The sequence below is a fragment of the Leptolyngbya sp. AN02str genome, assembly GCF_050565595.1.
GTDB lineage: Bacteria > Cyanobacteriota > Cyanobacteriia > Elainellales > Elainellaceae > Kaiparowitsia.
This window is the reverse complement of record NZ_JBNXVR010000045.1, coordinates 20,314-34,080: the sequence shown is the minus strand read 5'-3', so window position 1 is coordinate 34,080 and position 13,767 is coordinate 20,314. Positions and strand designations below refer to the sequence as shown.

The window sequence follows — 13,767 nt, the reverse complement described above, 5'->3', positions numbered from 1 at the left end:
GCTGTGAGTCGGGTAAGCGATCGCCATGAAAGCCCATTGAGTTTGCGATCGAGCTAATCGATCACGCTGCAATTCAAACAGCAATTAGCGATCGGGATCGGGCTCTTCAGGCACAATTCGAATTTGGCCACGGCAGGTAAGCCCGCCATCATGAAGCACCAGCTCTCGAATATCGACATCGGTGCCCAACTCCAGCGGAAACCCATCCAGGTCATCCAGCGAAAAGCCACGTTTTGCCGTGGGTGTAGGCAGCCATTCGGGCTTATCGAGGCGCAACTCCTGTCCGTTATAGACCCGCAGCCCGGTGCGAATGGCAAAGGGAGTTGCGGTTCCCTGAGTGGCCGAAATGATATCTGCAACGAGCGTGATGCGGCCTGCATCAATCCGAGCTTGAAAGTTGTCGAGAATGATGGGCTTTTTCGCCGTGGGGTCCACTAGCTCGGGAGCAGCCCCTTCACGCAACAAGCTCACCAAAAAATCGCTAATGGCATTGGCCAACAGAGGAGACTGAAGTGAATCGTTGAGATCATCTTCCGTGAGTGCAACGTCGCCCTGTACGGTCACGGCTTGCGCCAACCGCAGCGGTTTGCCCCGCAAAATTTGTCGAAAGTTTACCTGAATGCCTCGTCCTACCAATCGCACTTGATTTAGGTAGAGACCTTGATACACGACGTTGCGAGCGGCGATGGTGACCCGAGGCACTAACCCAGCCAACAGTTGGCGATCGCCCCCCTCAATCAACACATCCAGGGTTTCTACATGCTCTGTCTGCGATCGCAGCCACAACCGCACCGCTGGCGACAGAATGCTGCTAATAATATGGCTCTGGCGAGGAACGGGCAAATTGCGATCGGGATCGGGCAGCACCGTACCCATTTGCGGTTCGGCAACAGGCGACTGATACTCCGGATATTCTGAGTAGTCGGAGTCAGATGGTTGAGGTGAAAATTGCGAAGGCTGATGGGTCATGAAAACGTCAGCACGGAAGGGCAGTCAGTATACAAGTGATTGCAATACCAATGGTTGCAAAAAAAGGTTGTGAATCTAACGTTACTCTAGCAGCGATCGTCCCGGTTCTGCCGAAGCATAGCCCGTGGCTCTGGTCGAATCGGCAGTTCCACCGTAAATGTGGTTCCTTCTCCCAAGGTTGAACTGCAGGTCAGTTGTCCCTGGTGTTTTTCTACCACCGTTTGGTAGCTCTGGGTTAACCCTAAGCCTTTGCCCTGCCCAACGGGCTTGGTGGTGTAAAACGGGTCAAACATTTTTGCCTGCACGGTGGGTTCTATGCCGTGCCCGTTGTCGCGAATGTGTACGCGGGCAACGGTGCGATCGCCCTCTCTGCAGCACTCTGTCACCACCCAAATCGTCGGAACCCAATCGATGGGTTTCGCGGCCCCTGGAACTAGCGCATGGGCATCGGAGCTTGAAGCTGCGAGCTGAGGCGTAGAGGCAGAAGGGGGCTCACAGGCCGAAATGGCCTCCACCGCATTTGTCAGCAAATTCAAAAAAGCCTGGTTGAGTTCGCGCGAATGGCAAATAATGGGTGGCAAGTCGCAGTACTGCTTTTCCACCTGAATGTGAAAGGCCGAGTCTTCGGGCTCAAGCTGATGCTGTAGCAGCAGAAGTGCACTCTCAATGCCAGCGTGCAGATCGACGGGTTTTACATCCGATTCATCCAGCCGAGAAAACACACGCAGCGCCAAAATGATGGACTGCACGCGCTCTACGCCGATACGCATAGAGCGCAGCATTTTGTCCAAATCCGATTTCAAAAAATCAAGATCCAATTCACTCAACATCTCTTGAATGAGCGGCGTTGGTGTTGGATATTCCTGCTGATAGAGCCGAATCACGCTCAACAAATCTTGCAAATAGCGCTCTGTTGGATTGATATTGCCAGAAATAAAATTGATTGGATTATTGATTTCATGACAGAAGCCAGCTGCAAGTTGTGCTAAGCCAACCATTTTCTCTTTTTGAACCAAGCTGGCTTGAGCCAGCTTCAAGTCGTTCAAAGCAGATTGGAGCTGGTCATTTTTGAGCTGAAGTTCTACTCGCAAATTCCGCAGGGAAAGTTGAGTTTGGATGCGAGCTAAAATTTCTTCGAATTGGAATGGTTTGGTAATGTAGTCAACCCCACCTTCCCGAAAGGCTTTGACTTTGCCATCCACATCATCAACCGCACTCAAAAAGATGACTGGAATTTGAGCGGTTGTCGGATTTTCTTTTAAGCGACGGCAGACATCGTAGCCATTTAGTCCTGGCATGTTGATATCTAACAAAATGAGGTCGGGGGGCATTGCATGAATTGCCTGCAATGCCATTTCTCCATTGACAGCTTTCCGTACGTTGAAGTGATGCTCGGCCAGTAAGGTGGCTAAAAAACGGATATTTTCTAACCGATCATCCACGATGAGAATGTCATGTTCTTCGGTCAAGATAGACGGTAAAGCCATAGAAAATTATCGTTGGTTTTAAAGTGAAACGGAAGCATGAAGTTCTTGAATCAATAGGCCAGCTTGTCCAGCATCAACTGGTCTAGAAAATAGATATCCCTGTACAAGTTCGCAGTTTAAATGGCGCAGTTTATTGAGTTGTTCTTGGGTTTCAACTCCTTCGGCAACAACGTCCATACCCATCGTATGAGCGAGCTGGATCATGATTGAAACCATTTCTTTTTGGTCTCCATGGGAGTACATGGATTGAATAAATGAACGCTCAATCTTTAAGGTGTTAATTGGCAAAGAATGCAAGTAGCTTAGAGATGAATATCCGGTGCCAAAATCATCAATGCAAATGCAGATATGGCGCTTTTGCAGCTGTAGCAAAATGTCGGCTGCGGCTTGCGCGCTTTCAATAATGACGCTCTCCGTAATTTCTAATTTAAGGTGCTGCGGATCGAGTTGAGTTTCGGTCAGGATGAGATCGACTTGTTCAATAAAGTTGGGTTGGGCTAGCTGCCGAGCTGATAAGTTGACGCTAATGCTGATGGGGCGATCGCCTCTGGTTCGATTCCATAAGCTGGCCTGCTGGCAGGCTTCGCGCAGAACCCACTGGCCAATTGGCGTAATCAACCCGGTTTCTTCCGCGATCGCTACAAATTCGCCGGGGAAAACGATACCCCGCTCTGGATGTTGCCACCGCAGCAGCGCTTCGAACCCCGTGATTTGGTTATCGCGCAGATCGACAATTGGCTGGTAGTGAAGGATGAACTCCTGTTGCTGAACTGCCCGACGTAAATCGGTTTCAAGCCGCAAAATTTGCATCACACTTTGGTGCATTGCCGGATCAAAGACTTTGGATTGTCCCCGGCCTGAAGCTTTGGCGCGGTACATGGCTGTGTCGGCATCTCGCAAAATATGATCGGGTGCGTTGTAGTGGCGATCGCCAAGCACAATGCCGATGCTAGCGTTGATAAAGACTTCGTAGCGATTGAGGTGAAACGGAGTGGTGAGAGCTTCGAGAATGCGATCGGCTAGCTGTGTGATATGGGCCAGAGTGGTAGAGCGGTTGACCAGGATGGCAAACTCATCGCCGCCAAACCGCGCTAACAAATCTTCGGGTTCCAGCAAATTATGCAGGCAGCGTGCGATCGCCATGAGCAGCTCATCCCCCACTAGATGCCCCAACGAATCGTTGACTAACTTGAAGCGATCGCAATCTAAAAACAGCACCGCAAAAGTTTCGTGAACGTGGGTATGAACCCGATCCAAAGCCTGCTGAAGGCGTTCCAAAAACAAGCGCCGATTGGGCAAGCCCGTCAGCCCATCATGCAGAGCCATGCGCAGCAGTTGTGTTTCGAGCTGTCGTCGCTCTTGAATTTCGTTTTGTAATTCCACGTTGGCCGCTTCTAGCTGCTGGGTACGCACCCGCACCCGCTCTTCTAGCTGATTTTGCAGCTCTAGGTTTCGTAGCTCAGCATGGCGCAATGCTAGCTGGTTATGTACCCGTGCCAGCACTTCTTCCAAGTAAAACGGCTTGGTAATATAGTCGGCTCCGCCCACATGAAAGGCTCTTGCCTTATTGATGCCTTCATCGAGAGCGCTAAGAAAGATGATGGGAATGTCGGCCGTTTGGGGATTTTGCTTGAGAATTTGGCAGACTTCGTACCCATCCATGTCTGGCATCATAATGTCTAGCAGAATGAGATTGGGCAGCATGGCAGCGACGGCATTGAGAGCAACGGTGCCACTAATGGCTTGCCGTACACTGTAGCCCTCCTTTTGTAGGAGGCTGGACAAAATCCGCAAATTGGCGGGCGTGTCGTCCACAATCAAAATGTCGATCGATTTAGATTCGGTCAAATGCGGTGTCACACAAAGTCTCGCAGGTAGAACAAGCGGTCAAGAAAGCGTTGAGGATTGGCGCGACTGTGGCAGAGACAAGGAGGCAATGACATCGAAGCGAAAATTGTGGGTCAGCGTTTTTAGGCTGGTGGCTAGCTCAACATGCTCGGATGGAACTTGTTGAATTAAGTGCAAAATTTGGCGATCGCTGCATTGAGTAGCGGCAAGATGGAGATTGGCGATCCAATCCGGAGGCATGGCCAGCAGATGTTCAGGATTTAGGTCTGCAGGTTTGGACATGGAGCTAGGGGCCTCAAAGATAGTTTCGTATTGGTAGCGCACGCCTAGATAGTGGCTGAGTTTAGCCAGTAGCTCGTCTTTTTGAAATGGTTTATGAATCAGATCATCGCATCCACTGAGAAGAATTGCCTGACGCTGCTCTTCAAAGGCGGTGGCCGTAAGGGCAATGACGACGGTAGATTGTCCTTGTGGGGTTGACTTAATTGCTCGGGTGGCCGCATATCCATCCATAACTGGCATTTGCATATCCATCCAAATGAGGTGCGGTTGCCAGTCTTGCCAAAGCGCGATCGCCTGCTGTCCATTTTCGGCAGTTTGCACGTCAAACCCCAAAGACTGCATCATCTTCAGCATGAGTGTGCGATTGGTTGAGCTATCCTCAACCACCAAAATGCGATACGTTGGCTGATTAGGTTCCAGTCCCACAACACGACCAGATGTGCTAGCTGTGCGATCTAGAATTGGCTGCTCGGATAGAACCGCCTGAATGGAAAAGGTAAAGCAACTGCCTTGGTTGAGTTCGCTTTCCACAGCAATATTGCCGCCCAACAGTTCCACAAACTTCCGGCTGATGGCCAACCCTAGGCCCGTACCCTCAACCTGTAACCCATTTTGCGCTCGCTCAAAGGGTTGGAAGATGGTTTCTAGCTCTGTTGCAGAAATGCCTGACCCCGTATCTTGTATTTCAAAGTACAGGATGCAAGTTTGGGGATCTTCCGCTGAATGACTGATTTTGCCGTTGGGTGCGGCTAAGCTCACCGACAGCGTAACAGAACCCGCCTCGGTAAACTTGATGGCATTACCCGTCAGGTTAATCAAAATTTGGCGGAGTTTGCCCAAATCGGTTCGGATGAAGCGGGGCATATCCGACGCATATCGCACGCTGAGCTTTAATCCTTTGGACTGTGCTCGAAGCCGGAACATTTCCTCCAGTTCGTCCAGCAATGCAATTAAATCGCACTCGCTGACGTTGGCCTGAATGCGGCCTGCCTCAATTTTGGACATTTCCAACACGCCGTTAATCAGATCTAGAAGATGCTCACCGCTACGGCTAATAATGTTGATGTAGTCCTGAAATTCGGGCTTGATACTGGGGTCACGGTGCATGAGCTGGGTGAATCCCAAAATGGCATTGAGCGGGGTGCGAAGTTCGTGGCTCATGCTGGCCAAAAATTCGCTCTTGGCCCGGTTGGCTGCATCGGCTGCGCGCTTGGCCTGCTGTAGCTCGGTGGCCTGTCGTTGGGTTTGGGCTAAAAGCTCAGCCTGCTGAATGGCCACTCCCAGCTGAGCTCCAATTTGCGTGGCGAGTTTAATTTCGGAGCTGGTCCACTGTCGTGCGGCTGTGTTTTGATAGCTGGCTAATAGGCCCCACAGTTGGGTGCCGCAGTAAATGGGAACAATGAGGTAGGCTTTTACCTGAAATGATTCCAACAGGTTGACATAGCATGGCTCAAAGTTGGGAGTATAAATATCGGTAACGGCTAGGTAGCGTAACCCCTGGCTATAGGCTCCTCCCTGGGTTTCTTGTAGGTAGGTGTCTTGAACGAGGGATTCCGTTTCATTAAAGGTTTTGACAATGCAGCGATCGCTTTCCAGGGTAGTAGAGGTTTCGATTTCTCCTGCGTTTTGCTGAATGAGCGATCGCCAACCGGCTGCCACCGCCTCAGCAACAAAGGCACCGCTCCAGTCAGGATTAAAACGATATATTGCCACGCGATCGCACCCTAGGGTCAGTCGCAACTCTTCAGTTGTGGCTCTAAAAATGGTATCCAGGTCAAGACTTTGGCGCATGCGCTGAATAATGCGAGCGATCGCAATCTCGCGATTGGCCGTTTGCTGTAGGGTAGAAGCCAGATTCTCTTGATCGGTAATATCGCTCAGCGTACAAACAACTCGCTCCACCTGAGCATCGGCATCTAACTGGGGCTCAGCATTGACCAGCAGCCAACGGTAGGTTGCATCCGAATCTTGGTTGGCGGGTATTTGAAGTCCTAAAACAGCTCCCCGAATGGGTTGCCGTAGGGCGATCGCCTGCTGTACCGGCAAATCTTGGGTGGGAATCGGTTGTAGCGTCTTATCAACTAAGTTCCATCCATCGCCAAACGTTTGATACGACACCGTGCTGGGAGACCATTTCAACAAGCATAGAGCTGCTTGATTGTAGGTGAGTACCTCGGCTTGGGCATTGAGTAACAACACACCGACCTGCATCTCACGAATCAGCATGCGAAATCGTTTTTCGCTTTCAAGCAGTGTTTGCTGGCGAATTTGCTGATTTAGCAGGCGTTGATCAAATAGTGACGCGACCAAAAGGGCAATTAAAAGCAATAGCGTGTAAATTCCCACAGCAATGGCTAACCACGCGTGGGAAATATTGGGGCTGGCAGTCGTGCTGGAGGGGGCTGGTAGATTGGTTAGCCTCGTAAACCGAACGGCTGCCATGCCCGTGTAGTGCATGCTGCTAATGGCAACCCCCATCACGATGGCACTGGCCGTGCGCAGAACAATGGCTCGATAGGTATTGTCAGTTGGTTGATGCGCGGCTAGCCACAAAGCCCCAAATGCAGCCACCATGGCAATGAACACAGACAAGATAACCAGGGGCGGCTCGTAAACCAGGCTCATGTGGGGTTCGATCGCCATCATGCCAATGTAGTGCATACTGGCGATCGCCAATCCCATGGCGCCTCCCCCCAACAGCAAAAAACTTTGCCGTTGCCGAGATTGTGACAAGAGCCAAAAGGCAATTCCTGAAGCGGCAAATGCACAGACCCACGACATCACGGTAAGCGCGATGTCGTAGCTTACGGCAATTGGCAATTGCACCGCCAACATCGCCACAAAGTGCATCGACCAAATGCCGGTTGCCATGGCGGTTGCCCCTGCCCAAAACCAAAATCGCCGTTGAGGTGCCGATGTTGCCGTTGGGGAGGGGTGAGAGGTGCCTAAAAATTGGATGCGTCGCACTAAATCTAGAGCGGTATACGAACCTAAAATTGCGATCGCAAACGAGAGCGCAACAAGCCACAAGTTATAAGAGCCGCTGCTCATCATTTCGGTTGTGAAGGTAGGTTATGCAGGTCTATCGGGAGAGGCCCGCTTTAAGTTTCAAAGTTCCCAAGTCTCAGGCGAATGCATCGCATATTGCAGAGAAGAAGGAAGATTTTTGGCGAGTACCAAGCTGCAATGAAATAATTAAAAATTGTTGTAAGAGAATAGTAAGAAGGGTAAAAGCAACCCAATAGTTAAAAACAATCAAACCTATGGAGATGGAAATCGCGGAGGAATCGCAAAATTTATCCGTAATCACTTGTTACATCTCTAACATCAACGATACATCACTACTTAGGCTGATTTTTTGGCAAAATCAGAATCTTTGTAGCCAAGGAGACGAATTTTTATTGCCAGTATTTGAACGTTTTATTGAGTTTTTAGGACTGATACTCCATTTTTTCTCGATGGCTATCTCCGTAAATCTCCCTTGGTTGAGCCACAGGCTATGTCACAATAAGTGAGGCTCAACCCCCATACGGGTTGGCTATGGCGGATAGATGCTCCAAATGCTCATTTGACGCTTTAGGCAAGCTTGCTCTTCATGACCTTTGCAAAGTTCCGGATACCCTGGTTTAAGCAATCGCAGCGGCGCAGCCTCTCAGTGCAAATGATGTGGGCCGGCTTGGGAATTACGCTGGGTTTTGTTGCGATCGCCCTATTGGCTCCGACTTTGCAATCGTGGGGATGGCTGCAAGATCCCATGCAGTCTCTCACAAACCCACTCCATCAGCCCCCGTCAGCCGAGCATTGGTTTGGAACGAGTCGGCAGGGGTACGACGTGTTTTCGCGAACCTTGTTTGGCGCTCAGGCTGCCCTCAAAGTCGTGTTTTTGGCTACGGTGTTGAGTGTGCTGGTGGGGGTACCGCTGGGCATGGTGAGCGGCTACATTGGCGGACGCATAGATCGCATCTTGCTATTTCTCATGGATGCTATCTACACGTTGCCAGGACTGTTGCTGTCGGTCACGCTGGCCTTTATTGTGGGGCGCGGTGTGGTGAATGCGGCGATCGCCCTCAGCATTGCCTATGTGCCGCAGTACTATCGGGTTGTGCGCAACCACACTGTAAGCGTAAAAACCGAGCTGTTTATCGAAGCGGCCCAGGCAACAGGGGCGTCAACTTGGCGAGTATTATCGCGCTACCTGTTTGCCAATGTCATTCAAAGCGTGCCAGTACTATTTACGCTCAACGCGGCGGATGCAGCGCTAACGCTGGGCAGCTTGGGCTTTTTGGGATTGGGCTTGCCTGACCAAACCCCGGAATGGGGTCTCGATTTGCGACAGGCCCTCGATGCGTTGCCAACCGGAATTTGGTGGACTGCTTTTTTTCCAGGCTTGGCGCTGACGCTGCTGGTGGTTGGGCTATCGCTGCTGGGCGAAGGGTTGAATGAGTTGATTAACCCATTGTTGCGACGAGAAAACTGGACCCGGTAGTGAAGAGCTGGTGTCATAGTCGTGAAAAAATTGCTGCAGAGAGCTGTTGGGTTGGCGATCCACTCAATCGGATGACTTGTCTGATGACTAATTTAGTAAAGTAGACTGGGGTCAGTATGGGAACGGAACCCAATGCAGGGCAAGTACTTGGGGTAGATTTAGGTGGCACTGCCATCAAGCTGGGACGGTTTGATTCAATCGGAACTTGCCTACAGTCATTGACGGTGCCTACGCCTCAGCCTGCTGAACCCAGGACAGTCCTTGAGGCGATAGTGAATGCGATTGCCCAGGTCGATCCCCACCATGATGCGATCGCCATTGGCATTGGCACCCCTGGCCCAACCGATGGGGAGGGGCGCGTTGCGCGGGTCGCCATCAACCTGGGGTGGGAAAATGTGCCCCTGGCCGATTGGATGGAGGCAACGCTGGGCAAGCCAACGATTTTGGCCAATGATGCAAACTGTGCTGGCCTCGGCGAAGCATGGCTGGGGGCTGGCCGCCGCTTTACCGATGTCATTTTGTTGACGTTGGGTACGGGGGTTGGAGGGGCAGTCATCTTAGATGGCAAGCTGTTTGTGGGCCGCAACGGTACGGCTGGCGAACTGGGTTTGATGACGATCGATCGGGAAGGAATTGCTTGCAACAGTGGCAACTGTGGTTCGCTAGAGCAGCATGTTTCGGTGCAGGCGATTCGCCGCATGACTGGCATGGAACCCGCTCAAATGAGCGATCGCGCCAAAGCTGGAGATCTGGAAGCGATCGCCTTTTGGCAAAACTATGGGCGAGATCTGGGCGCTGGATTAGCCAATTTGATTTACATTTTTACACCCGAGGCCGTCATTCTCAGCGGGGGCATTAGCGCCAGCAGCGAGCTGTTTTTTCCGACCATGTGGGACGAAATCAAGCTGCGAGTGCTGCCCACCTCGCGGGAAGATCTGCAAATTTTGACCGCCGACCTGGGGAACCAGGCTGGCATGGTGGGTGCGGCAAAACTGGCTTGGCAACTGGTAGAGCAGCGAGCAGCGCAATTGCAGGCCAATGCCGCAACCCGGCAGCCCCCAAGCGCCCCATCCGCTTTAGCTTTATCAGATCCAGCTTTATCAGAATTGGAACTGGTGAATCGCATGGTCGTAGAGCTGGCCAAATTTAAAGCTGGCTTTTTGGCGAGAACATCCCATGAGCTGCGATCGCCCTTGAACGGTATTTTGGGCATGCACCAGCTCATCCTGTCTGATCTGTGCGATAGCCCTGATGAAGAGCGCGAATTTATTCAACAGGCTTACCATTCCACCCACAAACTGTTGGGGCTGTTGGATGAAGTGATTCACGTTTCAAAAGTCGATCACGGCTCTACCCAACTCCAAATTCAGCCAGTTCAGGTTGCCAGCCTACTGGATGATTTGCAAATGCTGACCCATCTACAAGCCCAAAACCGAAGCATTCAGCTTGAGATTGCAACTGTTGACCCCGAACTCTATGTGCTGGCCGATCCCCACTGGCTCAAGCAGGGGCTGCTTTATGTAATCGACTCGGCGATCGCCCTCATGCAAGAAGGAACGGTAAGGCTGACCGCACAAGTTGAGCCAAGTAGCCGACAATTTCATTTCGAGATTGAAGATTCCCGATCCCCATCTGCTTGGCACGAGGCCGTGAATTACATCCATACTCCCGTTCCTATGCCTGCGCTGGCAAAAGAACACCTGAAAAACTTACCCGAACCCAGCTTTTTACCGGGAATGACGCTGCTAATTGCCCAACAGTTGTTTGAGTGTATGCAGGGTTCTCTTCGGCTGGTTGAAGCTCCGTCGGCCGATCGCCCTGGCCTCCTGCGCTGCACGCTGCCCCTTGCCAACGATGAGCTATAGCGATCGCCCTTCCTCAAAACGTTGCTCACAATCTCCAACCAGGTTGGCGGTTCATGCTGAATTAGCGAATCACAAGCTGCCATTCGCCATCGACCCAGCGGGGCGACACCGTTTGCCCTAATACGTATGGCCCCCAATAGCGGCGTGAGCCGTCTTGGGCAAAGGCAACCACCACATCCCCTGTTTCCAGGTTTAACTCGCTCACTGGTAAGGCCAAAATTAACCCGTCCACGCTGCCTTCCTGCGGGGCAAAGTCCCAATGAACTGGCTCACCAAAGGATGTAGAGTCTGCCAATGCAGAAGCCTGTTGGGCAAGCAGGGCAACTCGAATGGGGTAATTGGTTTGGTTGCTAACGCGCAATTTGCCAACGGTCCTTAGTCCGACGACGGGTTGAGTCGCCGAGGGCTGAGCCTCTGGCGCATTTGGGCTGGCAGGAGTGGGCGTGCTGCCAACCGAAGCCGTTGGCGCAGCAACGGAGGGGGTAGCGGTAGGCGTAGCAGCAGCCTCTAGTTCGGGCGATGGAACCTGAGAGGGCTCACCCGTCTCGATACTGACCTCGAATCGGCTGAGAGCCCAAATTCCTAAACCCGCTAGCACGAAGAGACCAAGCACGACGGGATAGATGACACGCTGTGAAAGCTTTTTCATGACCTCGCTATCTTCTGCAGATTGCTTATTCTTAATGTAGTCAGTGGAGATGGCTTTCAACAGGGAGCGTTATCGAAAAGCGATAAACGTTTCACAAAGATCAGTGAATCACGCGCTGAATTGAAATGAGAACGATTGCGCACATTCCAGCTGGAATTGGAGGGGCTAATTCCTGTGGGATGAAAGATAAAAGTGGTTGAAGGATTCAGGTCTCACTTTTAATTGATACTGAGATGACATCGGAAAGAACGGTGGGTGGGAAGGTTGTGGCGATCGCATCATACCTCACCACAGGCAGGATTCATGCTGAGTTGAGTCGGGTTGGGGATGGGGCTCTCTTGGCTTAATTGTGACATGATCAGCATAAATTCCTAATGCATACTCTGGGGCAGAAAGCAGAGTAATTGTCTATTCAATTTCTGATGTTGAGTATAGATTAAAGCTGGACTTGAGCCCGATCACCCTGCGATGCTGGGGAGCGGGATTGGGTTGAAATTAGCTCAGCGTTTGACTAAGCAAAAAACGATATTAGCAACCTTAAAATTCTTTGATTTACAGATATATATTTTGCAACTTTCTATTCGCATCGGTGTAGTGGTTTTTTAGCCTTTTGGCGATCGCTGGTTCTCTTTTCTAGGCTTGATTGAACAGAAGGAGCTTTGGGGATTCAAAAAGGATGGCGCTATGATAATTGGCGTGACCCGTGGTGGGAAAGCTAACTGTGCAAAATACGCGCCTCAATGGCTTAATCGAAAGCTCACTCAATCGATCAATTGGCTGGCTACAAAATCCCTGGCGGCGCATTTCGCTGGTGATTTTGAGTTTGCTACTTGGCTTCTTTTTGGCAACAGCGATCGCCACCACAGCTGGCCAAAATGCCAGTTGGGACATTGTGGCTGGGGTGATGCTGGGGATCATTACCGAAAGTATTAGCTGGGCCTACTATCGCTTTCGTCGTCGTCGCAGCGATCCGCAAACAGGGCGATCGCTCATTTTAGAAATGCTGAACGGCATTAAAGTTGGGCTGATCTACGGCATGTTTATTGAAGCCTTTAAGCTGGGCAGTTAGCGATCGCTGTGAGTCACCACTGGAACCAAACCCTTGCATCTGTATTAGCAGACGTTGCCGTACTGGGATCGCCTACGGTAGAGCAGCGATCGCACCTCCAACAACACTGGATGACGCACATTGCCCAACCATTGTGCCTACCCACCGATCAGGCAGAAGCCTGGATCACTCAGCAGGTTGAGTTATGGCCAGCGGTCTTTCCAGAACTGCAACGCTACTGTGTGGAGGAGTTGGGCTGGGAGCAGGTGCCGATGCTCACCGCGTGGGACCTCTGGCTACCGCTGGCCTTGTCGATTGCGGAGCGGCAGCGATCGCGACACCGTCCGATAGTTCAGGGCTTTTTGGGTGGACAGGGAACGGGAAAAACAACGCTAACTTGTCTGCTGTCCGTAATTTTGCAGCAGTTGGGGTTTCGGGTGTGCAGCTTATCTATTGATGACCTGTACAAAACCTATGCTGAGCGGCAAGCCCTGCTGTTGCACGATCCCCGATTGCGCTGGCGTGGCCCACCCGGCACTCACGATGTGGAGTTGGGGGTGCAGCTTTTGCAACAGTTTAAGGCGACCTCTGTGGATTGTGTGATGGTGCCTCGGTTTGATAAGTCGGCTCACAATGGAGCAGGCGATCGCACCCAACCAGAACCCATGCAGGCTGTGGACATTGTGCTATTTGAAGGGTGGTTTGTTGGTATGCAGCCAATCGATCCCCAGCAGTTTGATCAGGCGCCTGAGCCGATTGTGACCGAGAGCGATCGCGCCTTTGCTCGCGACTGCAACACTCGTTTGGCGACCTATTTGCCTCTGTGGGATCAGTTGGATTCGCTGCTGGTACTGCGCCCCCAAGACTATCGCCTAAGCCAACGTTGGCGCACCGAAGCCGAACATGACCTCAAGCGATCGGGGCGATCGGGCATGAGCGATGACGACATTCGTGCCTTTGTCGAGTACTTCTGGAAGGCGCTGCATCCAGAGCTATTTTTGCCGCCGCTGTTGCGTGATTCCAATCGGGTTGATCTGGTGGTGGATATTGGAGCCGACCATCAGCCCGTAACCCTCTGGAGGCCAGTAGACACAGCCCCAACTCAGGGTACAGAATAGTTCTGCTATCCAGCG

At 51.7% G+C, this 13,767-nt stretch carries 9 protein-coding genes; 4 read left to right on the top strand and 5 right to left on the bottom strand.

Annotated elements, in window-relative coordinates; translation table 11 throughout:
• Nucleotides 1–84 precede the first annotated feature (84 nt).
• From ACQ4M4_RS24015 to ACQ4M4_RS24000, 4 genes are all read right to left on the bottom strand, one after another.
• Nucleotides 85–969 carry an LmeA family phospholipid-binding protein gene (locus tag ACQ4M4_RS24015; protein WP_430687008.1) on the bottom strand — a complete coding sequence of 295 codons (885 nt, stop codon included), beginning with the start codon at nt 967–969 and terminating at the stop codon, nt 85–87.
• A gap of 86 nt (nt 970–1,055) precedes the next feature.
• On the bottom strand, nt 1,056–2,456 hold the full coding sequence (locus ACQ4M4_RS24010) for a sensor histidine kinase (RefSeq protein ID WP_430687007.1): 1,401 nt from the start codon (nt 2,454–2,456) through the stop codon (nt 1,056–1,058).
• A gap of 18 nt (nt 2,457–2,474) precedes the next feature.
• Nucleotides 2,475–4,316 (bottom strand): two-component system response regulator, encoded by a 1,842-nt coding sequence (locus ACQ4M4_RS24005; protein ID WP_430687006.1) that lies wholly within the window; start codon nt 4,314–4,316, stop codon nt 2,475–2,477.
• Nucleotides 4,317–4,343: 27 nt separating this feature from the next.
• Nucleotides 4,344–7,640, bottom strand: a complete 3,297-nt coding sequence (locus ACQ4M4_RS24000; RefSeq protein ID WP_430687005.1) for an MHYT domain-containing protein — start codon at nt 7,638–7,640, stop codon at nt 4,344–4,346.
• 541 nt (nt 7,641–8,181) lie between these two features.
• Between ACQ4M4_RS24000 and ACQ4M4_RS23995 the strand changes: the two genes are divergently transcribed.
• Nucleotides 8,182–9,072 (top strand): ABC transporter permease, encoded by an 891-nt coding sequence (locus ACQ4M4_RS23995; protein WP_430687004.1) that lies wholly within the window; start codon nt 8,182–8,184, stop codon nt 9,070–9,072.
• Nucleotides 9,073–9,188: 116 nt separating this feature from the next.
• Nucleotides 9,189–10,937 (top strand): ROK family protein, encoded by a 1,749-nt coding sequence (locus ACQ4M4_RS23990; RefSeq protein ID WP_430687003.1) that lies wholly within the window; start codon nt 9,189–9,191, stop codon nt 10,935–10,937.
• A 61-nt stretch (nt 10,938–10,998) separates the two neighbouring features.
• Here the strand turns inward: ACQ4M4_RS23990 and ACQ4M4_RS23985 are convergent, their stop codons facing one another.
• The gene (locus ACQ4M4_RS23985) at nt 10,999–11,586 is read right to left on the bottom strand and encodes a hypothetical protein (protein WP_430687002.1); all 588 of its coding nucleotides are present in this window, start codon (nt 11,584–11,586) and stop codon (nt 10,999–11,001) included.
• Between the two features lie 706 nt (nt 11,587–12,292).
• Here ACQ4M4_RS23985 and ACQ4M4_RS23980 point away from each other — a divergent pair.
• Both ACQ4M4_RS23980 and ACQ4M4_RS23975 read left to right on the top strand, forming a co-directional pair.
• Nucleotides 12,293–12,655 carry a DUF565 domain-containing protein gene (locus tag ACQ4M4_RS23980; RefSeq protein ID WP_430687001.1) on the top strand — a complete coding sequence of 121 codons (363 nt, stop codon included), beginning with the start codon at nt 12,293–12,295 and terminating at the stop codon, nt 12,653–12,655.
• Between the two features lie 8 nt (nt 12,656–12,663).
• Nucleotides 12,664–13,752 (top strand): glycerate kinase, encoded by a 1,089-nt coding sequence (locus ACQ4M4_RS23975; protein ID WP_430687000.1) that lies wholly within the window; start codon nt 12,664–12,666, stop codon nt 13,750–13,752.
• Nucleotides 13,753–13,767 lie beyond the last annotated feature (15 nt).